26 protein-coding genes are annotated in these 26404 nt (G+C 46.9%); 18 read left to right on the top strand and 8 right to left on the bottom strand.

Going from position 1 to position 26404, the window contains the following annotated elements:
• Positions 1-37 precede the first annotated feature (37 nt).
• Positions 38-523, top strand: a complete 486-nt coding sequence (gene purE / locus J4N42_RS00205) for a 5-(carboxyamino)imidazole ribonucleotide mutase (RefSeq protein ID WP_252028937.1) — start codon at positions 38-40, stop codon at positions 521-523.
• A gap of 4 nt (positions 524-527) precedes the next feature.
• Complete coding sequence (locus J4N42_RS00200) at positions 528-1658, top strand: 5-(carboxyamino)imidazole ribonucleotide synthase (protein WP_252028936.1); 1131 nt, start codon at positions 528-530, stop codon at positions 1656-1658.
• 68 nt (positions 1659-1726) lie between these two features.
• Here J4N42_RS00200 and J4N42_RS00195 read toward each other — a convergent pair whose 3' ends face one another.
• The 4 genes from J4N42_RS00195 to J4N42_RS00180 are packed head-to-tail and all read right to left on the bottom strand — an operon-like array spanning position 1727 to position 5054.
• Positions 1727-2308: a DNA topoisomerase family protein gene (locus tag J4N42_RS00195; RefSeq protein WP_252028935.1), complete on the bottom strand. Its 582-nt coding sequence runs from the start codon at positions 2306-2308 to the stop codon at positions 1727-1729.
• Positions 2309-2323: 15 nt separating this feature from the next.
• On the bottom strand, positions 2324-2800 hold the full coding sequence (locus J4N42_RS00190) for a DUF494 family protein (protein WP_279348551.1): 477 nt from the start codon (positions 2798-2800) through the stop codon (positions 2324-2326).
• Between the two features lie 2 nt (positions 2801-2802).
• Positions 2803-3948 (bottom strand): DNA-processing protein DprA, encoded by a 1146-nt coding sequence (dprA, locus tag J4N42_RS00185; protein WP_252028934.1) that lies wholly within the window; start codon positions 3946-3948, stop codon positions 2803-2805.
• Complete coding sequence (locus J4N42_RS00180; RefSeq protein ID WP_252028933.1) at positions 3948-5054, bottom strand: LysM peptidoglycan-binding domain-containing protein; 1107 nt, start codon at positions 5052-5054, stop codon at positions 3948-3950. The genes dprA and J4N42_RS00180 overlap by 1 nt, the downstream gene beginning before the upstream one ends.
• 128 nt (positions 5055-5182) lie before the next feature.
• Here J4N42_RS00180 and def point away from each other — a divergent pair, with 128 nt between their 5' ends.
• From def to J4N42_RS00150, 6 genes are all read left to right on the top strand, one after another.
• Positions 5183-5704, top strand: a complete 522-nt coding sequence (gene def / locus J4N42_RS00175) for a peptide deformylase (RefSeq protein ID WP_252028932.1) — start codon at positions 5183-5185, stop codon at positions 5702-5704.
• 49 nt (positions 5705-5753) lie between these two features.
• Positions 5754-6701 (top strand): methionyl-tRNA formyltransferase, encoded by a 948-nt coding sequence (gene fmt, locus J4N42_RS00170; RefSeq protein ID WP_252028931.1) that lies wholly within the window; start codon positions 5754-5756, stop codon positions 6699-6701.
• 64 nt (positions 6702-6765) lie between these two features.
• The gene (rsmB, locus tag J4N42_RS00165) at positions 6766-8046 is read left to right on the top strand and encodes a 16S rRNA (cytosine(967)-C(5))-methyltransferase RsmB (protein WP_252028930.1); all 1281 of its coding nucleotides are present in this window, start codon (positions 6766-6768) and stop codon (positions 8044-8046) included.
• A 108-nt stretch (positions 8047-8154) separates the two neighbouring features.
• A complete protein-coding gene (gene trkA, locus J4N42_RS00160; RefSeq protein ID WP_252028929.1) occupies positions 8155-9531 on the top strand; it encodes a Trk system potassium transporter TrkA in 1377 nt (458 codons plus the stop codon).
• A 31-nt stretch (positions 9532-9562) separates the two neighbouring features.
• Entirely contained in the window at positions 9563-11008 is a 1446-nt protein-coding gene (locus J4N42_RS00155; protein ID WP_252028928.1) for a TrkH family potassium uptake protein, read from the top strand.
• A 14-nt stretch (positions 11009-11022) separates the two neighbouring features.
• Positions 11023-11583 (top strand): DUF3157 family protein, encoded by a 561-nt coding sequence (locus J4N42_RS00150; protein ID WP_252028927.1) that lies wholly within the window; start codon positions 11023-11025, stop codon positions 11581-11583.
• A gap of 1 nt (position 11584) precedes the next feature.
• Here J4N42_RS00150 and trhA read toward each other — a convergent pair whose 3' ends face one another.
• Positions 11585-12250: a PAQR family membrane homeostasis protein TrhA gene (gene trhA, locus J4N42_RS00145; RefSeq protein WP_252028926.1), complete on the bottom strand. Its 666-nt coding sequence runs from the start codon at positions 12248-12250 to the stop codon at positions 11585-11587.
• Between the two features lie 92 nt (positions 12251-12342).
• Positions 12343-13143, bottom strand: coding sequence for a sporulation protein (locus J4N42_RS00140; protein ID WP_252028925.1), 801 nt, complete (start codon positions 13141-13143; stop codon positions 12343-12345).
• A 342-nt stretch (positions 13144-13485) separates the two neighbouring features.
• Between J4N42_RS00140 and J4N42_RS00135 the strand changes: the two genes are divergently transcribed.
• From J4N42_RS00135 to J4N42_RS00115, 5 genes are all read left to right on the top strand, one after another.
• On the top strand, positions 13486-13653 hold the full coding sequence (locus J4N42_RS00135) for a hypothetical protein (RefSeq protein ID WP_252028924.1): 168 nt from the start codon (positions 13486-13488) through the stop codon (positions 13651-13653).
• 97 nt (positions 13654-13750) lie between these two features.
• On the top strand, positions 13751-14017 hold the full coding sequence (locus J4N42_RS00130; protein ID WP_252028923.1) for a YihD family protein: 267 nt from the start codon (positions 13751-13753) through the stop codon (positions 14015-14017).
• Between the two features lie 296 nt (positions 14018-14313).
• A complete protein-coding gene (ccoG, locus tag J4N42_RS00125; protein WP_252028922.1) occupies positions 14314-15732 on the top strand; it encodes a cytochrome c oxidase accessory protein CcoG in 1419 nt (472 codons plus the stop codon).
• 163 nt (positions 15733-15895) lie between these two features.
• The gene (locus tag J4N42_RS00120; protein ID WP_252028921.1) at positions 15896-16882 is read left to right on the top strand and encodes a serine/threonine protein kinase; all 987 of its coding nucleotides are present in this window, start codon (positions 15896-15898) and stop codon (positions 16880-16882) included.
• Between the two features lie 37 nt (positions 16883-16919).
• Positions 16920-17522, top strand: a complete 603-nt coding sequence (locus J4N42_RS00115; RefSeq protein WP_252028920.1) for a thiol:disulfide interchange protein DsbA/DsbL — start codon at positions 16920-16922, stop codon at positions 17520-17522.
• 38 nt (positions 17523-17560) lie between these two features.
• Here the strand turns inward: J4N42_RS00115 and yihG are convergent, their stop codons facing one another.
• Positions 17561-18439 (bottom strand): 1-acylglycerol-3-phosphate O-acyltransferase, YihG family, encoded by an 879-nt coding sequence (gene yihG, locus J4N42_RS00110; protein ID WP_252028919.1) that lies wholly within the window; start codon positions 18437-18439, stop codon positions 17561-17563.
• Positions 18440-18649: 210 nt separating this feature from the next.
• On the opposite strand from yihG, the gene J4N42_RS00105 reads away from it, so the two are divergent.
• Complete coding sequence (locus J4N42_RS00105; RefSeq protein ID WP_252028918.1) at positions 18650-19606, top strand: DUF2860 domain-containing protein; 957 nt, start codon at positions 18650-18652, stop codon at positions 19604-19606.
• A gap of 12 nt (positions 19607-19618) precedes the next feature.
• On the opposite strand, the gene J4N42_RS00100 is transcribed toward J4N42_RS00105, so the two are convergent.
• Complete coding sequence (locus J4N42_RS00100) at positions 19619-21142, bottom strand: YifB family Mg chelatase-like AAA ATPase (RefSeq protein ID WP_252028917.1); 1524 nt, start codon at positions 21140-21142, stop codon at positions 19619-19621.
• Between the two features lie 480 nt (positions 21143-21622).
• Here J4N42_RS00100 and ilvG point away from each other — a divergent pair, with 480 nt between their 5' ends.
• From ilvG to ilvD, 4 genes are read left to right on the top strand one after another with little or no spacing between them, the layout of a single operon-like run.
• Positions 21623-23269: an acetolactate synthase 2 catalytic subunit gene (ilvG, locus tag J4N42_RS00095; protein ID WP_252028916.1), complete on the top strand. Its 1647-nt coding sequence runs from the start codon at positions 21623-21625 to the stop codon at positions 23267-23269.
• A gap of 12 nt (positions 23270-23281) precedes the next feature.
• On the top strand, positions 23282-23566 hold the full coding sequence (ilvM, locus tag J4N42_RS00090; protein WP_252028915.1) for an acetolactate synthase 2 small subunit: 285 nt from the start codon (positions 23282-23284) through the stop codon (positions 23564-23566).
• Positions 23567-23577: 11 nt separating this feature from the next.
• Complete coding sequence (ilvE, locus tag J4N42_RS00085) at positions 23578-24528, top strand: branched-chain-amino-acid transaminase (RefSeq protein WP_252028914.1); 951 nt, start codon at positions 23578-23580, stop codon at positions 24526-24528.
• Positions 24529-24546: 18 nt separating this feature from the next.
• Complete coding sequence (ilvD, locus tag J4N42_RS00080) at positions 24547-26403, top strand: dihydroxy-acid dehydratase (protein WP_252028913.1); 1857 nt, start codon at positions 24547-24549, stop codon at positions 26401-26403.
• Position 26404 lies beyond the last annotated feature (1 nt).

Genomic DNA, 26404 nt, shown 5'->3' with positions numbered 1-26404 from the left:
TCTGCTCATCCATTTTTGTAGCTTTAAGGAGTTTGAGATGAAAGTCGGCATTATTATGGGTTCTAAATCTGACTGGCCAACCATGAAACTAGCCGCTGAAATGCTAGATAGTTTCGGCGTAGAGTACGAAACAAAAGTTGTTTCTGCACACCGAACTCCTCAACTTCTGGCTGATTACGCCAACGGCGCAAAAGAGCGCGGTCTAAAAGTGATCATCGCTGGTGCTGGCGGCGCAGCTCACCTACCAGGAATGACAGCAGCCTTCACCGCACTACCAGTTCTAGGTGTCCCAGTTCAATCGCGCGCGCTAAGCGGCCTTGATTCTCTATATTCTATCGTACAAATGCCAAAAGGTATTGCTGTAGGGACGCTTGCAATTGGCGAAGCAGGTGCTGCTAATGCGGGTCTGCTTGCCGCACAAATCATCGGTACATTCGATGAAGCCGTGATGGAAAAAGTTGAAGCATTCCGTAGCGAGCAAACTGAAACGATTCTAGCGAATCCAAACCCAGCAGAGGATTAATCTCATGCACGTTTTAGTACTGGGAGCAGGCCAATTAGCTCGTATGATGTCTCTTGCTGGTGCCCCTCTCAATATTGAAATTTCAGCGTTTGATGTCGGTAGCGAAAATATCGTTCATCCACTAACACAAACGGTGATCGGCCATGGCTTAGCCAATGCGATTGAGCAAGCTGACATTATCACGGCTGAGTTTGAGCACATTCCCCATGATGTACTCGAAGTCTGTGAGCAAAGCGGTAAGTTCTTACCGAGTGCACAGGCCATCAAAACGGGTGGTGATCGACGTATCGAAAAAGCATTACTCGATGCTGCAGAAGTGAAGAATGCTAAGTATGCCGTCATTCAAACTCGCGCCGATTTTGATGCTGCGATCGAATCTGTCGGTATTCCTATGGTACTCAAGAGTGCATTAGGGGGCTACGATGGCAAAGGACAGTGGCGCCTCAAGGATATAGCGCAAGCCGACGCAATTTGGCCTGAAATGGAAGCTTGCATTCAAGCTTCAGAAACCCAAGCTATTGTCGCTGAAGAATTTGTCCCATTTGACCGAGAGGTGTCATTGGTGGGTGCGCGTGGTAAAGACGGCAGTGTCGCGGTATACCCGCTCGCAGAAAACGTTCATACCAATGGCGTACTGAGCCTATCTACAGCGATTGATAACCTTGAGCTTCAACAGCAAGCGAAACAAATGTTCACCGCCGTAGCGAATCGCCTCGATTATGTAGGTGTACTTGCTCTCGAGTTCTTTGACGTACAAGGTCAGTTACTGGTTAACGAAATTGCACCACGAGTCCACAACTCTGGTCACTGGACGCAGCAGGGTGCTGAAACCTGTCAGTTTGAAAACCATTTGCGCGCAGTGTGCGGCTTGCCACTAGGTAGCACTCAACTGATTCGTACTACCTCTATGATCAACATCCTCGGTGAGGATACTTTGCCAAGCGAAGTGTTGGCGATGGATGGCTGTCATGTACACTGGTACGGGAAAGAAAAACGTACTGGACGTAAGATGGGTCACATCAACGTTTCTGCTGAGTACACCGCAGAGCTGCAACGTAAGCTTTGCGCACTGGCTGACATCTTAGATAAAGAAGCCTTCCCTGCTGTACATGAATTTGCTCAGAAGCATTGCTAGTACCCAAAGGCAAAACTAAACACCAATCAAAAAAGGCGCCCATGGCGCCTTTTCTTTATTTAGCAAAGTTATTTTTCCATAGCACTTTGAGTGTGATGACACTTTCGGTCTGCACATTGATACTTAGTGCCACTGGCGAGTTTCTTCTCAATAAGTAGGCCAAAGCCACACTTCTCGCACTGGCCTTCAATAGGAGGCTGGTTCACGGCAAACTTACACTTCGGATAGTTATCACACGCATAAAACAATTTGCCAAAGCGCGTTTTTCTCTCGACCAAATGCCCTTTATGACACTCAGGGCAAGCATGCTTAGGCTGTTCTTTCTCGGGAGCCTGCTCCAGAGATTCTATGTGATGGCATTGCGGGTAGTTGCTACAGCCAATAAACATGCCATAGCGGCCTTGGCGTAATACCAATTCATGTTCACATTCAGGACACGCCACACCTAACGGCTTAATTACATGCCCGTCATTTTGATGTAGCGGCTTGATGTAGTCGCAGTTAGGGTAACGGTTACAACCTAAAAATGGGCCATGTTTACCATGGCGAAGCTGCAACTCACCGCCTTCATCACCACATTGTGGGCATGACTCATGTTCTAAAGCATGTTCATGAGCTGAAAACAGCTGATGGTCAATCTTACTGCTCATCGTACTCTTACTTGATTAGTGCAAAATACCTTGCTCTTTGGTGTACAACAGCTCTTCCATTAGCGTGTAGGCATTTTCATTTCCAGGTACATTAAACAGCACCATAAGAATGATCCACTTTAAATCATCCAGCTCAAACTCACTCGTTTCTAGTCCCATAACTCGGTCAATCACCATTTCGCGCGTCTCGGTGGTTAACACCTTGATCTGCTCAAGAAACAGCAGGAAACCTCGACTTTCTAAATCGATCCGTTCCATTTCTTTATGGGTGTAAATGCGAGTTGAAGTCGCTGCACTGGTTGAAATAGCAGAGTGCTCATCGCTTTGCTGCAATGCTGCCAACTCTTCTAACCAGTTTAGGGCTTTATAGATATCTTTCTCGTGAAAACCAGCTCGAAGCAATTCATCTTCTAGCTCATCTTGATCCACTTGTAACTCTGCATCGCTATGGATGTAGGTTTCGAACAAATACATCAGTATGTCCATCATCATAGCTAGCCCCTCCCCTTACGAATATAGCCACCGGAAACTGCAACAACATGCCCTGAAAGCTCAAGCTCTAAGAGCTGCATCATGACTTCATGCACAGGTATATTGGTCCTGCTTGCGAGAATATCAACTGGTGTAGCCTCTATTCCTACGTTAGCTAACAGTTGCGGAAATGGCAATTCTTCATTGTGATTGAATTCTTTACCATTTTCTCGTGGCTGCTCAAATTTATCATTGAAAAGATCTGGCTGACTGCTCACCCTATTATCAATAGACCAGTTTACCAAAGTATCAATTTCATCTAAAACGTCCTGCTCACTTTGTACTAAACACGCCCCGTTTTTAATCAAAAGGTTGCCCCCTCGGCTAGTCGGGGAATGAATTGAGCCTGGAATTGCAAAAACATCTCGCCCTTGCTCGGCAGCATAACGCGCAGTGATGAGTGAGCCGCTTTTTTCTGCCGCTTCGACCACTAAGACACCAACAGACAAACCACTGATAATGCGATTCCGGCGAGGAAAGTGCTCCGGCCTAGGCTTAGTATCTGGGCGAAACTCAGAGACCAAGGCACCATTTTCAACCACTCGACTAGCCAGCTTCCTATGTCTTGCTGGGTAAATTTGCTCTAGACCAGAGCCTAATACCGCAATCGTCTTTCCCCCGGCTCGCAACGCTCCATCATGTGCATGACCATCTACACCTAACGCTAAGCCACTCGTTACCACTAGGCCACGCTTAGTAAAGGCGCTCGCATATTCTTTCGCAATCTGAAGCCCTTGCAAACTGGCATTGCGGCTACCAATCATCGCCAGTTGCGGTTCAGACAAGCAACTGGCCTCTCCTTTAACAAATAACACAGGAGGCGCTGAGGCGATTTCTTTCAAAAGAGGAGGGTAGATAGAATCAAATGGGGTGAGAATAGTGTGACTGTCTTGCTCTGCCCAAGTTAGGCTTAGCTCCGCTTGGCGCTGTGCTTCTCCATGAAGGTATCGAATCTGTTCAGTAGTCAGTCCAATCGCTTGCAGTGAAGGTGAATCTCGCTTAATCAAACTCGGTGCAGAGTCGATCGACATTAAGCGAGAAAGAGCCTTAGCCCCCAGCTTAGGCGTAAAGCTCAATGCTAACCAAGCAAATAACGATTGAGAGCACATTAAGTTTGATTGTCTTTTGGTGATTCACTTAGGGAAGTTTGGCTAGACTCGGGAGAGAGAGCAGTAACGTTTTTATCGATTGGGGCTTTGCTGTCGGTGATCAGCGCAAGGCTAAAGAACGGATATGGGCGAATGACCATCAAGCTACCTATAGGGGTATCTGGAAGCTGTAACTCTCCGGCCCCACGTTCCTCTTGGTAACTGAATTCGTTCCCCTGCTTGAACACTTTAGAGCCTTGCTGATAAAGCTCAAACATGCTGCCCTGACGGAGTTCATCTTTTGTGCCTTTATCAATAACCACAATCTGGTTTTGCCCAACATACTCTACCCCTTCTAGCGCACCGAGTATCGTCGCTTGGCTATTGGGCGGAGACGGTTGAGGATAAAAGGTGGTCGAAAGCCCAAGCGTTTCGATACCCGTTTCTGGCAAAGCAAGATCATTAACCAATATCTCCTGCTGCTGATTGGTCACTGTGAGGCCGGTAAATTCAGGCTCAGCATTAAGCAGGGTTGCCGACGCGATTCTCTTTAGCGCTAACATCACTTTGTCATCACGCTTAAATTCAGCAGCAACTCGATAAATCCCCCACTTCTGTTGCTTTTGATGCCCACTGATAAACAAACTGTCTTCTGAGGTTAAGTACTTTCGTCCATGACTGGCACCAAGGACCTTTTCGCTTGTGGCCAACACTTCCATATCGACCAAACGGTCAGATTTTAAATAAGGCAGCACCAAGCCTTCAGGTACGGTCGGCAGAGCTTGTTTGTCTAAAACACGAACTTTCGGGCTAAGCTTGACCATCGGTTTAAGGCTAAGTACGGGCTGGCCATCACGCCATATTAAAGTCAATTTGTCGCCTGGATAAATCAGATGAGGGTTATCTATCTCTGGATTGATTTGCCATAACCTAGGCCACAACCAAGGGCTATCGAGATACAGTGCCGAAATGTCCCATAAGGTATCGCCTTTTACGACAGTGTAGCTTTTCGGCGCATCGTGCTTAACGGTCAGTTCAGAGTTACTTGGCTTAGCATGCGCGCCATTTGAAACAAGCACAAAGGTAGAGATAAGTGTTGGTATGAGATAGTGGAAAAGTCGCGACATGACCTGAATTCCTTGGTCGTAAATATCGATTAATAACGCTGCGATGCTGTCATTTGGGTTACAAAATGTCTAGAATTGAGCCAACAAGGTTTATGCTGCTTCGGCACAGTTCAATTTTTCGAGTGTATATGTCTGTATTACAAGTATTAACATTCCCAGATGATCGTCTTCGCACTGTCGCAAAGCCAGTTGCTGAAGTGACTCCTGAGATCCAAAAGTTCGTTGATGACATGATTGAAACCATGTACGACGAAGAAGGTATTGGTCTTGCGGCAACGCAAGTTGATTTCCACCAGCGTATTGTTGTGATCGATATTTCAGAGACTCGTGATGAGCCAATGGTGCTTATTAATCCTGAAATCATTGAAAAGCGTGGAGAAGATGGCATTGAAGAAGGTTGCCTCTCAGTCCCAGGTGCTCGAGCACTTGTTGCGCGCGCAGCAGAAGTAACGGTTAAAGCGCTTGACCGCGATGGAAAAGAGTTCACGTTTGACGCGGATGACCTACTTGCGATTTGTGTGCAGCACGAACTTGATCACTTAGAAGGCAAACTGTTTGTAGACTACCTTTCGCCTCTAAAACGCAAGCGCATCCAAGATAAGCTTGCCAAGATCAAACGCTTCAACGATAAGCAAGCGAACAAGGCGTAACGCCACGCGGCCTTTTGTAGCCGTATTAGAATTTAGAAGGAAACCTCTCTTGAGCCAGTCATTACGAATTGTCTTTGCAGGTACTCCGGATTTCGCCGCCCGTCACTTGGCGGCGTTGTTGTCTTCGGAGCATGAAGTTATTGCGGTATATACTCAGCCAGACCGCCCTGCCGGCCGTGGTAAAAAGCTAACCGCCAGCCCAGTTAAAAACATCGCACTTGAGCATGATATTCCGGTTTACCAACCAGAGAATTTTAAGTCAGATGAAGCAAAGCAACAGCTTGCAGACCTCAATGCTGATTTAATGGTGGTGGTGGCGTATGGCTTACTACTGCCTCAAGCTGTGCTTGATACGCCAAAACTAGGGTGTATCAATGTCCATGGCTCTATTCTGCCACGCTGGCGTGGTGCTGCGCCAATTCAACGTTCAATCTGGGCAGGTGACACTGAAACAGGCGTGACCATCATGCAAATGGACATCGGCCTAGATACAGGTGACATGCTTAAAATCGCTACGTTACCGATTGAAGACACAGACACTAGTGCCTCTATGTACGAGAAACTGGCAGACCTCGGCCCTGAAGCGCTGATTGACTGCCTTGCAGATATCGCAAGTGGCAACGCTACTGCAGAGAAGCAAGATGACGAGCTAGCAAACTACGCGAAAAAACTAAGTAAAGATGAAGCTCGCATCAATTGGGCTGATGAAGCACAGCACATTGAACGCTGCGTTCGCGCTTTTAACCCTTGGCCGATGAGCCACTTTATTGCGGCTGAAAACAGCATCAAAGTATGGCAAAGCCGTGTCGCAGAGCAAAGCACAGACAAACCTGCCGGCACTATTGTTCAAGCGGATAAAACGGGTATCTATGTCGCGACAGGCAACGGCGTATTAGTCCTAGAGCAGCTACAAGTACCAGGCAAGAAAGCCATGGCTGTGCAAGATATTCTTAACTCACGAGCCAATTGGTTCGAAGTTGGCTCACAGCTGAGCTAACACTTATTTTTAGATAGTACATTTCGGAGGCAGAGATGCCTCCACCGACTTTAAGGTATTCACCATGAATGTTCGCGCTGCGGCAGCTAACGTCCTTTTCCAAGTGGTCGACAAAGGCCAATCTCTTTCTCACGCCTTACCGGCAGCTCAAAAAACCATTCGACCAAGAGACCATGCTCTTCTACAAGAGATCTGCTATGGCGCGTTGCGTTACTTACCACGCCTTGAGTCAATCGCGAATGAGCTGATGGAAAACCCATTAAAAGGCAAAAAGCGCGTTTTTCACCATCTCATCTTGGTCGGTATTTACCAATTGAGCTTCATGCGAATTCCTTCTCATGCTGCTGTCGCGGAAACCGTTGAAGGAACAAAAACGCTACGCGGCCCTAGCCTGCGTGGTTTGATCAATGCGGTATTGCGTAACTACCTACGTAATCAAGAAGAGCTCGACGAAATCGCCGTCAGCCACAACGCAGGCAAGTACGGCCACCCAAGCTGGATCTTAAAAATGCTGCAGGAAGCCTATCCAGAACAATGGGAAAGTCTGATTGAAGCGAATAATAGCAAGGCGCCGATGTGGTTACGCGTCAACCGCCAACACCATACCCGTGACGAGTACATAGAGCTACTCAAAGACGCTGACATTGAACATAGCGTTCACTCTCAAGCAGAAGACGCGATTAAACTGGCCTCTCCATGTGACGTTACGCTTCTGCCTGGCTTTGAAAAAGGATGGATATCGGTGCAAGATGCAGCAGCGCAGCTATCGGTGGACTACCTACAACCTCAAGAAGGCGAGCTGATTCTTGATTGCTGTGCAGCGCCAGGTGGAAAAACCGCACACATTCTTGAGCACACCAATGATACCGAAGTGGTCGCCATTGATAGCGATCCTACGCGTTTGAACCGTGTTCATGACAACCTAGAGCGCCTGCGACTCAAAGCTGACGTAATTTGCGGTGACGCACGTTACCCGCAAGAATGGTGGCAAGGTGACCAGTTTGATCGTATTTTGCTAGACGCACCTTGCTCTGCAACTGGGGTAATACGCCGTCATCCAGATATTAAGTGGCTTCGCCGCGCTGATGATATTGACGCGCTTGCTCAGCTGCAAAGTGAAATTTTGGATGCGATGTGGCAACAGCTCAAGCCCGGTGGAACATTAGTTTACGCGACATGCTCTATCACTCCACAAGAAAACAGCCTGCAGGTTAAAGCCTTCTTAGAACGCACTCAAAACGCGACTCTAATTGGTTCTGACGCAGACAACCCAGGCCGCCAAATTCTTCCAGGTGAAGAAGATATGGACGGTTTCTATTACGCAGTGCTGACAAAACACGCATAGATTAGGCGCAGTATAGGCGGCGATTGTATAAGCCGCCTTGATTGGTTTTGGTTGGCAGGCGCCAACCAATCAGGTCATATGGCCAAGTGGTAACAAAGAGAACTCAGTATGAAAATCATCATTCTTGGTGCAGGTCAGGTCGGTGGTACGCTGGCAGAAAACCTTGTCGGTGAAAACAACGATATTACTATCGTCGACAAGAACAGCGATCGTCTTCGTGAACTGCAAGATAAATATGATTTACGTGTTGTAAATGGCTACGCAAGCCACCCAGATGTGCTGCGCGAGGCCGGTGCACAAGACGCCGACATGTTAGTTGCCGTCACCAACATGGATGAAACCAACATGGCAGCTTGTCAGGTTGCGTTCTCTTTGTTTAATACCCCAAACCGTATCGCTCGAATCCGATCGCCAGAGTACTTGGCGGAAAAAGAAGCGCTGTTTAAATCCGGTGCGATCCCTGTCGATCACCTGATTGCACCAGAAGAACTAGTAACGAGCTACATTGAGCGTCTAATCCAGTACCCAGGCGCGCTGCAAGTGGTGAGTTTCGCCGAGCAAAAAGTTAGCCTTGTCGCTGTAAAAGCCTATTATGGTGGGCCGTTAGTCGGTAATGCGTTATCAGCCCTACGTGAGCACATGCCTCACATCGATACTCGTGTTGCAGCTATCTTCCGTCAAGGTCGCCCTATCCGGCCACAGGGAACTACCATTATCGAAGCCGATGATGAAGTGTTCTTTGTTGCCGCGAGTAACCACATCCGCTCTGTCATGAGTGAACTGCAGCGTTTAGAAAAGCCATACCGCCGTATCATGATAGTCGGCGGTGGTAACATTGGTGCTAGTTTGGCCAAACGCCTAGAACAGAGCTATAGCGTTAAGCTAATTGAACGCAGTTACCAACGCGCCGAAAAACTTTCCGAAGAGCTTGAGAATACCATCGTCTTTTGTGGTGATGCCGCCGATCAAGAGCTGCTCACTGAAGAGAACATCGACCAAGTCGATGTGTTTATCGCTCTTACCAATGAAGATGAAACCAACATCATGTCAGCTATGCTAGCCAAGCGTATGGGTGCTAAAAAAGCCATGGTGCTGATCCAGCGTGGCGCCTATGTCGACCTAGTTCAAGGCGGTGTCATTGATGTTGCTATCTCACCACAACAAGCAACAATCTCTGCACTACTCACTCACGTACGTCGAGCAGACATCGTTAACGTATCTTCTTTACGTCGCGGCGCGGCAGAAGCCATCGAAGCGATCGCTCACGGAGACGAAACCACCTCAAAAGTAGTTGGAAGAGCCATTGGTGACATTAAGCTACCACCTGGTACCACTATTGGTGCTATTGTACGCGGCGAAGAGGTGCTGATCGCCCACGACCGAACCATCATTGAACAAGACGACCACGTAGTGATGTTCTTAGTCGATAAAAAATACGTGCCTGATGTTGAAGCACTGTTCCAACCGAGTCCTTTCTTCCTATAGAGAAGTAGGCAACGCGAGTTAAGTTGGCATTATGGTCAATCTACGCCCCGTTCTATTTGTTATAGGGTTAGTGCTATCCAAACTAGCCCTATTTATGTACGTCCCAACCTTAGTTGCGTTCGTATCTGGTACCGATGGTTTTCTTGAATTTGGCCAAGCGGTGCTGATCACTCACCTTGCAGCTTTTGCCTGCCTAAGCTTAGGGCGCACTGATAAATTCCGCCTTAGCGTACGTGATATGTTCTTGATCACCAGCTTAGTGTGGACGATTGCCAGTGCTTTTGCTGCTTTGCCTTTTGTGTTCATCAACCACATAAGCTTCACCGACGCTTACTTTGAAACCATGTCCGGTATCACCACGACGGGCTCTACGGTGTTAAGTGGGCTCGATAATATGGCACCAAGCATTTTGTTGTGGCGCTCCATCTTACAATGGCTTGGTGGCGTAGGATTCATCGTTATGGCGGTAGCAGTACTGCCGATGCTCAATGTGGGTGGTATGAAGCTGTTCCAAACCGAGTCATCAGACTGGTCCGACAAAAGCAGCCCACGAGCCAAAACCGTCGCGAAGAACATCGTCGTCGTGTACTTGGTGTTAACGGGGCTATGTTTACTGGGGTACCTACTCACTGGTATGAGCCTGTTCGAAGCGATCAACCACTCTTTCACCACCTTGTCTACCGGCGGCTATTCCACCTCCGATAGCTCAATGAACCACTTCTCTAAAGGCGCTCACTGGGTGGGCACACTATTTATGTTCTTAGGTGGTTTACCTTTCTTGCTGTTTGTCACCGCACTACGTAAGAAAAAACCAGCGGCACTGTATAACGATGCCCAAGTTAGAGGCTTCACTTACCTGTTCTTAGGTTCGAGTATTGTCGTTGCGTTGTGGCTGAATATTCGTGATGGTTACCCGATACTCGATGCGCTGCGTGTATCTATGTTTAATATCGTATCCGTCGTGACAACCACTGGTTTTGGTTTAGAAGATTTCACCGCTTGGGGCGCCTTACCTACCACGCTATTTGCCTTCCTTATGATGGCAGGAGCTTGTTCAGGCTCAACCTCAGGTGGAATTAAGGTATTCCGCTTCCAAATAGCCATGACGCTTCTACATAAGCAGATGATGAAGCTCATCCACCCTTCAGGTGTTTTTGTCCAGCGCTACAATCAAAGGCCTGTGAATGATGACATCGTTCGTTCTGTTGTGGCATTTGGCTTAATGTTCTTTATTACCATCATTTTTATTGCTGGCTGCTTAAGTGCGATGGGCCTTGACCCTATTACCAGCATTTCGGGTTCAATTACAGCGGTCGCAAACGTCGGCCCAGGCATGGGCAGCGTCATCGGTCCAACCGGTAACTTTGCTCCACTACCAGATGCCGCTAAGTGGTTACTGAGCTTGGGTATGCTAATGGGACGATTAGAAATATTGACGCTATTAGTACTCTTCTTCCCAGCATTCTGGCGCCGTTAACAAGGAAAATACTTATGAAAAATGGAATCGCATTTGCTTGCCTACTGGCAACATCGTCAACCTACGCCGCAGAACAAGTAACGCTAGAAGATGGCAGACAAGTACAACTTAACGACGACTTCACCTGGCAGTATGTACCTGAACCGGCAACTGACCAATCTGAAGTAAAACAAGCCGTTGAACCAGCGGTCGTGGCAATCCCAGTCGTCACTCAAAAAGTAGGTACGTTAGTCACTGTCGGTAGCAAAAAACCAACCATGCAGTTATCTGATTCTGGAGTTGACGTCCTATTAGGCTCAGCTCAATATCAAGATGGCGAGTTAGTTATTCCAACCTCACTCACTAACCAGAGCTCTCAATCAGTGATACTTGTTACGGTCGATATCACAGTGTCTGATACTACCGGCAAAGTGTTGTTCAGCGAGAGTGTCGACATTTGGAAGTCAATAAAGCGCATGGCAGACACCTACTTACGCCCTCAACAAGCAGAGCAAGGTAAAACCATCCAACTCGATCTGGATGAACACAAACAATACCAAGTGTCAGCGCATATCAGCCAAGTCAGCACCCGCTAAACTAAGAGACGGCAGGCACCGGCTGAACGTAGAGGTAGATAGCAAAGAAATGGCATGCGCATCCCGCTAACACGAATAGATGCCAAATGGCGTGATTGTAGGGAATGCGCTTAGCAACGTAGAAAATCACGCCTAGTGAGTAAATGATTCCACCCGCAGCCAGCAAGACTAATCCCCCCACATCTAAATTGATCGCCAATTGATAGATCACCACTAAGGACAGCCACCCCATCGCAAGATATGTAAACAATGAAAAGCGTTTAAAGCGGTACACAAACGCCAATTTCATGATGATTCCGACTAACGCGATACCCCAAATGACAGCCATCAAACCAATGGCAAGTGGCGTTCTCAAACTCACCAACAAAAATGGGGTATAGCTGCCCGCAATTAATAAATAAATCGCGCAATGATCGAGGGTTTTGAGCCAACGTTTTGCTCTTTGGTAAGGGATAGAGTGGTAGAGGGTTGAAGCGAGAAACAGCAAGATCATACTGCCGCCATAAATGCTCATGCTCGCGATGGTCATCGTATCTGCATGATATTCATTGGCTTTGAGCAGCAGAAACACCAAACCAGCAATGCCGAATACCATTCCAAGGCCATGGGTCACCGCATTGGCGATCTCTTCTTTTAAACCATAACTGGCTTGAGTGGATTGCGTCATAGTGCACCTGTTCGAGCTAGAGTATTTATTCCAACAAGCGCAGTATGACACATTAAGCGTACAGGTGTAAGCTCAAATACGTTAAGTTTTGGTTAAGAAGTACTCTCCAGATACTCGAGCACCTGCTGGCCCGCGTCCTCCGCTGGAGTATGCAATGGAATATCCAACTGCCTTTTGAGCTGGCCGGTACCGAGGAAAGTTGCCAACAACCCTTTAGCGCCGCTGCGATTACGATCTATCTCAAACCATAGCTTAAGTACTTCGTCGGTACGGTAAGCAACAACTTCCAACTCACGCCAACGACCATGATACGGGCCTGTGGTTGGCACAAACTCAAATTCCTGTACAAACGGTAAATCAAATCCTTTTACTGCTTCACATTCCACTTGCCTGATGCGCAAACCTTGCTCTTCGAGGGCAGTGAAAATGCCATCCATCAAAGGGTCAGGTCGAACCGTGAGAATATCTTTGTCTGTAGGGTCTATTGCCATTGAAATGTCGAGCCCAGTTTCGAGCCAAACCTTGGCGTCTCCAACCGTGATCGGAGTATTCCAAGGCACATCTAAACTAATACTGAAGTCGCGGGTCTCCCCTGCTTTGATAGTAAACGCATAAGGTAAGCTCCACTTAGCCAATGTATAGCTTTGATTCACCTTACGCATTCGCTCACCAGGACGATGTTGCCCCCTATCGCGATCGACAGGAACCTCTTCAACATAGCGGCAGCAAAGCTTTAAGTCGATGTTGTCGATATCTTGGTCACTGGAGCCACCATATACATGGATGGTGACGTCAACGCTTTGACCTGGGTACAACACTTCTTGCTGTAGAACGGAATCAACCTGTGCAGAGCCAATACCAAAACTCGCGAGAGTTTTCTTAAAAAACGACATACACACCTCCTTGGTAGACAGCCATAGTAATCCTGAAGTCACTATGAACTCAATTACCCTACTCACACAATTTTATACCCAGACCGCACACTACGCTGCTTTTCATACCTTTCTCATAATGAATTAAAGCCATTAATATTTTGTGTATTTATTGTTCATCTATCGATCAATTTATCAGATGGTGATAATCTACTTTGTGATATGCATGCATATCATTATTCCTGCTCAATTATTTGGATTGGCGAAAGCCAGAAGAGCCACCCTTCAGATTGTTGAAGCTCAACTCATAGTTGAACAGGCCATTACATTGGCAATGGATATGCCTGACAGTTAGGTAAATTAATGCGCCCAACAGCAGTCAGGTTCTCGCACACTAATCGTAGTGCGATGCGCCGTCGCAGTGGCTTTGTTACTGCACCGGTTGCAAAAAAAATCGCTCCTGCGATGACTCTTGTAGAGAAAACAGCTCTTATGGCTGAAGCTCCTGCAAAAGTTGTCAAAGCAGCCTAATTAAAAAGCGCAGTATCACTGCGCTTTTTTCTTACCTTCATTTCTGCAATTTGATACCTTTACCAACAAATCATTATAAATATTGTGGAGAAAGTCCGTGAAGTGTCACCGTATTGAAGAGCTACTTGAGCTACTTGAGCCAGAATGGCAAAAAGACCAAGAATTGAACCTACTTCAGTTCATCATCAAACTGAGCCAAGAAGCTGGCTATGAAGGCAAATTGGAAGATCTCACTGACGATGTGCTGATCTACCATCTTAAAATGCGTAACAGCGAAAAAGATGAAATGATTCCGGGTCTTAAAAAAGACCAAGAAGACGATTTTAAAACCGCAATCTTGCGTGCTCGTGGCTTGATCGACTAAGCCGCTCAGAATACTAAAGCGACGTCATGTCGCTTTTTTTATACCTAAACATCATGAAAGCCTGAACTGTTAGGCTATTTATTTATAAAACTGTACTGATCTTTGTTGTTAAAGGTTGATAACGTTAAAGAAATAAAAATGTTATTGCGTATATAATCGCCGTCCATAAGAATCTTCTAAAATATTAGAGAGGCCTTATCAACTCTTGTATCAACAGCGTTGATAAAACCTCTTTGAGCAATGTCATAGAGCACAATCAAAGAAATTGTGCCGTTAAGCCTAAAAAGGAAAACTTCATGAGTCAGGATAAGATCGATATCAAAGATGTGACTCCTAAAACCTTTAACCCCAAAACCCATAAAGGAAATGACGATCGCTTTAACCCAAGCAATCGTATTTACGTTCGGGAAAGTAAAGGTACATTCCAGAAACTGCGCCGTTATGGTGGCTGGTTTCTGCTGCTGTTATTTGCCTTAATTCCTTGGATTCCTTACGGTGAACGACAAGCTATCTTGCTCGACATCGGCAATCAGCAGTTTAATTTCTTTGGTACAACCCTCTACCCACAAGATCTCACTTTGCTAGCGCTGCTATTCATGATCGCCGCGTTCGGCTTGTTTTTCCTCACAACCTTTTTAGGCCGGGTGTGGTGTGGTTATTTATGCCCGCAAACGGTCTGGACTTTCATGTATATCTGGTTTGAAGAAAAACTAGAGGGAGCAGCAAACAAACGTCGTAAACAAGACTCTGGCAAAATGACCGCTAACCTCGCAATGCGAAAAACCGCGAAGCACCTCGCGTGGTGGGCCATTGCGCTTGCAACCGGCATGACCTTTGTTGGGTACTTTGTTCCAGTTCGAGAGCTCGTGATTGACTTCTTCACCTTTAACACCAGTTTCTGGGTGGCGTTTTGGGTACTGTTCTTTGCTGGTTGTACCTACGCAAACGCAGGCTGGATGCGCTCAATTGTCTGTGTCCACATGTGCCCATATGCTCGTTTCCAATCAGCCATGTTCGATAAAGACACCTTTATCGTTGGTTATGATGCCAAGCGTGGTGAAAGCCGAGGCCCTCGCTCACGTAAAGCCGATCCAAAAGCACTCGGTTTAGGTGACTGTATCGACTGTGATTTGTGTGTTCAGGTGTGCCCAACCGGTATCGATATCCGTGACGGCCTGCAGTATGAGTGTATTAACTGCGGTGCATGTATTGATGCTTGTAACAAAACCATGGATCGCATGGGCTATGAAAAAGGCTTGATCAACTACACCACAGAGCATCGTTTATCTGGCCACAACACCAAAGTCATGCGCCCAAAATTGCTGGGTTATGGTGCGGTTTTACTATTAATGATTGGCTTGTTCTTTGTCCAGATTGTCAGCGTTGACCCCGCCGGTCTCAGCGTTATCCGTGACCGCAATCAATTGTTTAGAACCAACAGCTCCGGTGAGATTGAAAACACCTACACTCTAAAAGTGATCAATAAAACCCAGCAGGTACAAGAATATCGCTTGGATGTGAAAGGCTTCAGTGATGTGTCTTGGTATGGTCGACAAACCGTCACCGTACAGCCGGGTGAAGTGGTGAACTTACCAATGAGTTTAGGTGCTAACCCTGATGAACTCAGTTCGCCAGTGACAACCATTCAATTTGTCCTTTCCGACAGTGAAGATTTCTCTATCGAAGTAGAGAGCCGTTTTATCAAAAAGCTCTAGTTTTCACTAATACCTTCCTAAAGGCTCAGCAATGAGCCTTTTTATTTTCTAGCAACAACATAAGCTCACAGTGATTAGGTTCGAACGGCAAAACTGTGTAATCATATAAGCAATTACTCACGCGATGAGAACCACCGCCATCGCCACTCAACGAGCCAAACCTATGACTAACCAAGCCTTTAATTTTGATGCACTGACACCCGACTTCATGTGGTACGCCTTAGAAAGCATCGGAATTCGTGCTGAGTCTGGTTTTCTTCCACTCAATAGCTACGAAAACCGCGTCTACCAATTTACAGACGAAGAGCGTCAACGCTACGTAGTGAAGTTCTATCGTCCAGAGCGTTGGAGCCAACAACAGATTATTGAGGAACATCAGTTCACTCTTGAGCTGATTGAGTCAGACATCCCCGTTGCTCCACCTTGCCAGATCAACGGAGCAACGCTGCATCTATATCAGGGGTACTTGTTTGCTCTGTTTGCCAGTGTGGGTGGGCGACAATTTGAAGTCGATAACATCGACCAGCTTGAAGGTGTTGGCCGCTTTTTAGGCCGGATTCATAAAGTGGGTAGCCGACAACCCTTTACTCATCGTCCTACCATAGGTTTGGATGAGTACTTACATCAACCTAGAAAAATCTTAGAGAACTCTCAGTTTATCCCAATGCATCTTGAGAATGCGTTCTTCAATGACCTCGATTTATTGATCGGTCAACTAGAACAGCATTGGGATAACAGTGCGGCTCCTATTCGCCTACATGGTGACTGCCACCCTGGTAATATTCTATGGCGAGATGGGCCGATGTTTGTTGATTTGGATGACTCACGTAATGGCCCAGCAATTCAAGATTTGTGGATGCTGTTAAACGGCGAACGCCAAGATAAGCTGATGCAGCTCGATGTGATTTTGGAAGCCTACCAAGAGTTTTGCGACTTTAATTCCAACCAGTTGAAACTAATCGAGCCATTGCGCGGTCTACGAATGGTGCACTATATGGCATGGCTAGCAAAAAGGTGGCAAGATCCTGCTTTTCCTATCGCTTTTCCATGGTTCGATGATCCAAAATACTGGGAAAGCCAAGTTTTAGCCTTTAAAGAACAAATTGCGGCGTTAGAGGAAGCACCTCTTTCTTTAATGCCTCAGTGGTAACAGGCTGTTTTGCCTAAAAAGTACAATGGAGTAAAAAATGAAAAAGCTGTTTGCACTTGTTGCAACTCTCATGCTGAGCCTGTCTGCTCACGCAGCTCAATTTAAACAAGGCGAACACTACAAAGTGTTGGACCTAGAAGCCTCTAAAAAGCCTGTTGTAACCGAGTTTTTCTCGTTCTACTGCCCACACTGTAATACGTTTGAGCCAATCATTCAGCAGTTGAAAGACCAACTACCTGAAGGTGCTAAACTACAAAAGAACCACGTTTCTTTCATGGGTGGCAACATGGGGCTTTCAATGAGCAAGGCCTACGCAACTATGGTTGCTATGAAAGTGGAAGACAAAATGGTGCCTGTAATGTTTAACCGCATTCACAATATTCGTAAAGCACCAAAAGATGACGCAGAGCTACGCCAAATCTTTGTTGATGAAGGTATCGATGGTAAGAAGTTCGACGCGGCTTTCAATGGCTTTGCAGTAGATTCTATGGTTCGTCGCTTCGACAAACAGTTTAAAGATAGCGGTTTGTCTGGTGTACCGGCTGTTGTTGTAAACAACCGTTACTTAGTTCAGTCTCAGTCGATCAAAACTCTGGATGAGTACTTTGAGCTGGTTAACTACCTACTCACTAAGAAATAAACGCTGCAATAAAAAAGGGAGCCATTTGGCTCCCTTTTTTATTTATGAATATCTTTTAGCACTTGGTCTTTGTCTTGCCAAAGTTCCCCTAGCCATTGCTGGAACTGGCGCTTATAAGGCTTATCATTAAAGTAATCGCCTTGCACTTGCTCATCGACTGGCAGCACTTTGGTTCTCACCACAATCTTACTCATGCGGCCCATAAGAGCATCTTTAAACGGTTTTTCCGTATTCTCTGGGTAAGCCAGAGTGACATCAACAATATTATCGAACTGCTCTCCCATGGCCGCTAAGGTATAAGCAATACCACCAGATTTAGGCTGCAATAAGTGTTGATAGCCTGCTCGACTCTTGCGCTGCTTTTCAGATGTAAAGCGCGTGCCTTCTACATAGTTAACCACCGTTGTGGGAGTATGACGGAATTTGGCACATGAGCGGCGAGTCGTTTCAAGATCCTGCCCACGCTTGTGTGGGTTCCTAATTAAGTACTCACGGGAATAGCGGCGCATAAACGGCATATCAAGCGCCCAACAAGCCATACCAATAAACGGGACATATAAAAGTTGCTGCTTTAGAAAAAACTTCGGCATCGGGATACGATCTTTAAACACGCAACACAGCACCACAATGTCAGTCCAACTTAAGTGATTGCTGATCATCAAATACCAACCATCTTTTTTCAGTTGCTCTCCTCCTTGAATATCCCAATCAATGTCGTTGGATATCGAGAGGATTTTGGCATTGACGGTTGCCCACAGCCACATCACCTTATTTGCTAATGCCGTGCCCGCCGCTTTCGAGCTTTGTGTTGGCAGCACAAACTTAAACAACGCAATAATACAGATCAGAATGGAGCAAATTGCTGAGTTCGCAATAACTAGGGAAACATTAAGTACGAGCAATAAATACGCAAACATAGTGGCCAACATCAGAATAGCTAATATAAAGTGACTAAGATCCTGTTAAGCAAGCATAAAGTGCCGCTGACAATAAAACAGTGTGTAATTATACAATTGTATTCTCACAATGGAATCACTCACAAAATGGTCAGATTAGTTTTAATGTGTTGTAATCGACATTATTGAAACATTCAGTCTATTTATGTTTGATAGTTAAAAGGAATTTCAATGAACAAGTCTCTCTCTATTGCCCTTTTAAGTGCTGTTGCCATTCCTTCCTACGCTGCACTTGGGCCTGCTGGTATCAGCGGCGAAATTTCACTCAACGCGGGCTACACTTCCAGTGACTCTAACTTCAATACAGAAGGTGAGGCGACCATCACTTCGCGCGATCAGAGTGGAAGCTCAGAAAGTGGCAGTTTTGTCGGCCCATTGGGTAACCTGGCCTACACCTTCGGCAGCCAACAACAGCAGCAGTTGTATATGGGTACCACCCGTGAAGATATCGCGGTCGGTACTTTGGCCTTTCAATTTGGTTACAAATATCAGATCCCTGGTGGGACAATTATCGATGTCGCTTACTTACCAACAGTAATGGCAGCGAAAAGTTGGACTAACCCTTATGAACTGAATACCGCTCGCCAAGAAACCGATGAAGACGGCAATGCGTACCGCCTCACTCTAGATCGAATTGCAGGCACACCGTTTACCCTAGATTTTGCCTACGGAACGAAAGACGTAGAAAACGACGAACTGGTCGGCACCGAGCTAGCTCGCGATGGAAAAAGCTATTACCTCAAAGCGCAGTATCGTCAGATGCTCAGCCGCACTAGCTTTGTCCTACCGGCGCTCAAGTACATCAAACACGAAGCGGATGGCAACGCCAACTCTTACGACTCGTATGCATTTGAGTTAAGCTATTTCACATTCCTTAACAAGCATACGTTTGGTCTCACAGGCTCATATACTGTGTCGGATTACGAAGGTGAAAACTCCTTGTTTGGAAACCAAATACGTTCCGACGATAAGCTCGGTTTATTTGCGGTTTATGAATACGATAAGTTGATGAACTGGGAAAATTGGTCGCTGATCTCGCTAGCGGGCTACAGCAGCAGCGATTCTAATATCACTTTCTACGATGAAACCGAGTACTTCATGTCTCTCGGTATCAACTACAAGTTCTAATCGTACAAACTGCTAGACTGCTTGAGCGGTAAGTTGCTTAAGCAGTCTATCCATCGCTCGATAGCCTAATGCTTCAGCTAAATGCGGCCTCGCTATCTGTTCGCTGCCTTCCAAATCTGCGATGGTTCGCGCTACCTTGATTATTCGATGGTAAGCCCGAATAGATAAGCCTAACCTATGTAGCGCATTCTCCAAAAACTCGGCGTCTTCCTTTTGCAGTGGACAGTAAGCTTCTATTTCTCGACTGCCTAGCAACGCATTGCTCATACCACCGCGCTGCCACATGATATTTCTTGCGCACGCCACTCTATGCTTGACCACTTGAGTAGGCTCTCCCCTATCGCCTCCTTGAGCCAATGTCCCTTTCGGTAATGACGGGATTTCTATCGACATGTCAAAACGATCCAGCAATGGCCCCGATAACCTGCCGAGATAACGCAATATAGCTTGGGGATTGATTCGAGACTGATTGCCTTCGTAATACCCTGTCGGGCTAGGGTTGAGTGCGCCCACAAGCTGAAACCGAGCAGGAAAACGAGTTTTGCCCTGTACTCGCGAAATGATAATTTCCCCGGACTCCAAAGGCTCACGGAGTGAATCCAGCACTTTGCGCTCAAACTCAGGCATTTCATCAAGAAACAGCAGCCCGTTATGTGCCAACGAAATCTCCCCTGGTCTTGGGATAGAGCCGCCTCCAACTAACGCCGCCATAGAGCTCGAGTGGTGAGGGGCACGAAATGGTCTTTGCTTCCAATTGTGAACATTGATTTCCTGCTGAGTCAGCGACGCCACCGATGCCGTTTCCATTGCTTCTTCATCACTCATTTCTGGCAATAAATCGCACAGACGAGAGGCTAGCATGGTTTTTCCTGTACCGGGCGGGCCTAAGAAAAGCAAATTATGGTTTCCTGCCGCGGCTATCTCTAGTGCTCGCTTACCCTGCTGTTGGCCAATGATATCTTGCAGGTCGCGTTGCAAATTTGGTGAAACTTGCTGAGTGACACTCTGGTGCAGCCCCAAGCTCTGCTGCCCACATACTTCCGCGCATACCTCTAACAGACTTTGCGCCGATTTGTGACTGTCTTGTGCGACCAATGCTGCTTGATCGCCATTATGATGCGGCACGACGAGACAACGCTGTGCACTATTGGCCGCCAATGCCGCAGGCAGTACTCCTTTCACTTTTCTCAATTCGCCCGACAAAGCCAGCTCACCGACAAATTCCATATCCCCCAGCCGCTCTATCGCAATTTGCTGCGAGGCAGCAAGAATGCCAAGCGCAATGGGTAAGTCAAACCGCCCGCCTTCTTTAGGTAAGTCTGCTGGTGCTAGGTTCACTGTAATTCGCTTGGAAGGAAACTCAAATCGTGAGTTGATGATGGCACTGCGCACCCTATCTTTGGATTCTTTAACCGTCGTTTCGGGTAAGCCCACCAAATTGAACCCTGGCATCCCATTACTAATATGTACTTCGACTGTAACGGCAGGAGCTTCAACTCCCACACTGGCACGGCTATGAATTATCGCCAACCCCATAACACACCCTTGCTATTGATTTAAAAGCATTCACAGCTGTAATCAGCTGCCTGTATTTTCATAGAGGTTGTTATATAGCTTGTAGGAATGATGATTGAATGTGAAAAAAGAATGACTTTTTGCTTGTCATTTAACGGATTTGTATGTTACCACTAGAGACGCAAACAATTACGTAAGATATTACGCGACTCAATATAAAGAAGAAAAGATGAACTTCAACGCCCGCTTCAATGCACTGATTATCCTGCTTATCGTGGTCATTATTGGCACCGCGCGGGGTTTAGTGGGCGAAAGATAACCACAAGATTTAAAAAACCCCCGCACTGAAAAGTCCGGGGGTTTTTTTACAACTATTAAATTGAAGTAAGTCCTGATTACCACATACAGATAGTAGTCAGAAATGACAGGAAGAATGGGAGCGCACATGACGTGCAACAATCACAACATCACTACACAGACAGGTAGTACAGGAGGCATACGATGACAGGTGCTGAATTAGTCGTAGCCGCTTTAAGACAAGAAGGGATCAAAACCATATTTGGTTATCCCGGTGGCGCTATTATGCCAATCTACGATGCGCTTTATGATGGCGGCGTAGAACACATCCTTTGCCGACACGAACAAGGTGCTGCAATGGCTGCAATAGGCATGGCTCGCTCTACTCAAGACGTTGCAGTATGTATGGCAACGTCGGGCCCAGGAGCTACCAACTTGGTAACGGGTTTGGCCGATGCCTTTATGGATTCAGTGCCATTAGTTGCTATCACTGGTCAGGTAGCAAGCTCTCACATCGGTACCGATGCATTCCAAGAAATGGATGTGATCGGTATGTCCCTTTCATGTACTAAACACAGTTATCTCGTCACCGACATCAACGAACTCGCTCCAACCCTTGCAGAAGCATTTGAAGTTGCCAAAACTGGCCGCCCAGGCCCTGTTATTGTTGATATAGCGAAAGACGTTCAGCTTGGACAAGCGCCTGTCGAGAGTCTTCCAGAGTTCATTCCACCAGCAATCCCTGTTGCAAGCAATGAAGATTTTGCTCGCGCACAAGAAGTGTTAGCACAAAGCACTCGCCCGGTATTGTATGTGGGTGGTGGCGTTCAGCTGGCACACGCAACCGGATCAGTACGTGAATTTCTACGTATTAACCCTATGCCATCAGTCAGCACGCTGAAAGGCTTGGGTACTATCGAACGTCACGACCCACACTACCTTGGCATGCTCGGTATGCATGGTACGAAAGCGGCAAACCTCATTGTGCAAGAGTGTGACTTACTGATTGTGGTTGGCGCTCGATTCGATGACCGAGTCACCGGTAAACTGGATACCTTCGCACCGCACGCTAAAGTCATTCACATCGATATTGATGCCGCTGAGTTCAATAAACTCCGAACGGCTAACGCATCACTGCGCGGTGATATCAATGTAATTTTGCCTCAGTTGGAATTAAGCCAAGACATCACACCATGGGTTCACCACTCAGAGAGTTTACGCAGCGCGTTTAAGTGGCGCTACGATCACCCAGGTGATCTAATCTTTGCCCCGCTACTGCTGAAACAGCTTTCGGATATGATGCCTGAAAGCAGCATTGTGTCGACGGATGTTGGCCAACACCAAATGTGGGCTGCGCAGCACATTCAGCCACGCAATCCACAAAACTTCATTACCTCTGCTGGTTTAGGCACTATGGGCTTTGGCCTACCTGCTGCGATGGGCGCAGCTGTTGCTCGCCCGGACGATCAGTCTGTACTTATTACCGGTGACGGTTCGTTCATGATGAACGTACAAGAACTCGGCACACTGAAACGCCGCCAAATCCCAGTAAAAATTGTTCTGCTAGACAACCAACGCTTAGGCATGGTGCGCCAGTGGCAATCGCTGTTCTTTGATGGCCGCCATAGTGAAACAATTTTGGATGATAACCCTGATTTCGTCATGTTAGCGAAAGCGTTTGATATTCCAGGTAAAACCATCACGAGAAAAGAAGAAGTAGAGCCTGCTCTAAAAGAAATGTTAGAGAGCAAGACTTCTTATCTACTGCACGTTTTAATCGATGAAGAAGAAAATGTGTGGCCACTCGTACCACCAGGTGCATCAAACAGTGATATGTTGGAAAACACGTAGGAGACTCAGCCAATGGAAAGATATTTATTAGACATTAAGGCTGACGATAAGCCAGTATTATTAGAAAGGGTACTACGTGTTATTCGCCACCGTGGCTTTGTGATCAAGCAGGTTGCTGCAACACAAAACCACGCGAGTAAGGTCGCGAGTGTTGAAATCATTGTCGATAGCGATCGACCGATTTCATTTCTTACCAACCAGATAGAGAAGTTATGGGATGTACGCACAGTAGACGTGTTGCAAATACGCAATGACGAGCTCCCGAATAACAACCTACAACAACAAGTAAGTGCATAAGGAAAGCAATAATGACAGCGAGAACTGCAGATTTCATTTGGTTTAATGGGAAAATGGTTCCATGGGACCAAGCTAATGTCCATGTACTTACTCATGCAATGCACTACGGAACCTCGGTATTTGAGGGTGTACGTTGCTATAACACACCTAACGGCCCAATCATCTTCCGTCATCCGGAGCATGCTAAGCGCCTAAAAGACTCTGCTAAGATTTATCGCTTCCCGATTCCTTACACTGAAGAAGAAATCATGGAAGCCACTCGTGAAACACTGCGTCAAAACAAACTCCAGTCTGCTTATATTCGCCCACTTGGCTTTGTGGGTAACGTTGGCTTGGGTGTATGCCCTCCAGAAGGCACTGAGATGGAGCTGATCATTGCAGCATTCCCTTGGGGTTCTTACCTAGGTGAAGAAGCGTTAGAAAACGGCGTAGATGCGATGATTTCTAGCTGGAACCGTGCTGCTCCAAATACGATTCCAACCGCAGCAAAAGCGGGCGGTAACTACCTGTCCTCACTACTGGTTGGTGGTGAAGCACGTCGTCACGGTTACGATGAAGGTATCGCACTAAGCGTAGATGGTTACCTGTCTGAAGGTGCGGGTGAAAACATCTTTGTGATTAAAGATGGCGTAATTACGACTCCACCAGCAACCAGCGCGATTTTACCTGGTATTACTCGTGACACCATCATGACGCTAGCAAAAGAACAAGGCTATGAAGTGCGTGAAGCGAATATCGCTCGTGAAGCGCTTTACCTTGCAGACGAAGTATTTATGACCGGTACGGCAGCAGAAATTGTTCCAGTTCGTACTATCGACAAAATTGAAGTAGGTTGCGGTAAACGCGGACCAATCACCAAAGTAATGCAAGATCTTTACTTTGGCTTATTCAACGGCACCACTGAAGACAAGTGGGGCTGGTTGGATTACGTCTACCCAGAAAACGCACCCTCAGCTAAATAATTTATAAGGAAGTATCAGATGTCCTCGGCTCCAAAAAACAAATACCGTAGCGCAACAACGACTCACGGACGCAACATGGCTGGCGCTCGCGCACTATGGCGTGCAACTGGCGTAAAAGATGAAGATTTCGGTAAGCCTATCATTGCAGTAGTTAACTCATTCACTCAATTCGTACCGGGCCACGTACACCTAAAAGATATGGGCCAACTGGTTGCGGGTGAAATTGAGAAAGCGGGCGGTATTGCTAAAGAATTCAACACCATCGCTGTCGATGATGGCATCGCAATGGGTCACGGCGGCATGCTGTACTCACTACCATCACGCGAGCTTATCGCCGACTCTGTAGAATACATGGTCAACGCTCACTGTGCCGACGCTATGGTATGTATCTCGAACTGTGACAAAATCACTCCGGGAATGCTGATGGCGTCAATGCGCCTAAACATCCCTGTAATTTTCGTGTCCGGTGGCCCAATGGAAGCAGGTAAAACTAAGCTTTCAGACCAAATCATTAAACTCGACCTTGTCGATGCAATGATTCAAGGCGCTGACCCGAAAGTCTCTGACGAGCAGAGCGAGCAAATCGAGCGTAGCGCGTGTCCTACTTGTGGTTCATGTTCAGGCATGTTCACAGCAAACTCGATGAACTGTCTAACCGAAGCGCTCGGCCTTTCTCAGCCAGGTAACGGCTCTATGCTAGCAACGCACGCCGACCGTGAAGATCTATTCATCAATGCCGGTAAACGCATCGTTGAGTTAACCAAGCGCTACTACGAGCAAGGCGATGATTCAGCGCTACCACGCAACATCGCAACTTTTGATGCATTCGAGAACGCAATGGCACTCGATATCGCGATGGGTGGCTCAACCAACACCATTCTTCACCTACTAGCTGCGGCACAAGAAGGTGAAGTTGATTTCGATATGGAAGATATCGACCGCCTATCTCGCCAAGTACCACATCTATGTAAAGTGGCGCCATCCACTCAGAAGTACCACATGGAAGACGTACACCGCGCGGGTGGTGTTATGGCTATCCTTGGTGAGTTGGATCGCGCTGGACTATTGCACAATGATGCGCGCACAGTACTCGGCGTGTCGATGAAAGAGCAGTTAGCTCAATACGACATCATGCAAACCGAAGATGAAGACGTACTTAAGTTCTTCCGTGCCGGCCCTGCTGGTATCCGTACAACGCAAGCATTCTCTCAAGACTGCCGTTGGGATCGCCTTGATGACGACCGTGCAGAAGGCTGTATTCGTACTAAAGACAATGCCTTTAGCCAAGAAGGTGGCCTAGCCGTATTGTCGGGAAATATCGCACTTGACGGCTGTATCGTAAAAACCGCAGGCGTAGACGAAAGCATCCTAAAATTCACAGGTCCTGCTATGGTATTTGAAAGCCAAGAAGACGCGGTAGAAGGCATTCTTGGTGGCAAAGTGAAAGCGGGCGATGTGGTTGTTATCCGTTACGAAGGTCCGAAAGGTGGCCCAGGTATGCAAGAAATGCTCTATCCAACCACTTACCTGAAATCAATGGGACTTGGTAAAGAGTGTGCGCTACTGACTGATGGTCGTTTCTCTGGCGGTACATCTGGCCTTTCAATCGGTCACGCTTCACCAGAAGCCGCTAACGGCGGTGCGATTGGCTTGGTTCAACAAGGCGATATGATTGCGATTGATATTCCAAACCGTTCAATCTCACTTGAAGTGTCGGAGCAAGAACTCGCTGAACGTCGCGCTAAGCAAGACGAACTCGGCTGGAAACCGGTTGACCGTCAACGTGAAGTGTCATTTGCACTGAAAGCATACGCAAGTATGGCGACCAGTGCAGACAAAGGCGCAGTACGCGACAAGTCTAAACTCGAGGGGTAAC

Source organism: Vibrio sp. SCSIO 43135 (assembly GCF_023716665.1).
Lineage (GTDB): Bacteria > Pseudomonadota > Gammaproteobacteria > Enterobacterales > Vibrionaceae > Vibrio > Vibrio paucivorans.
The sequence above is the reverse complement of the archived record's forward strand: the minus strand, read 5'-3'. Positions and strand labels throughout refer to the sequence as shown.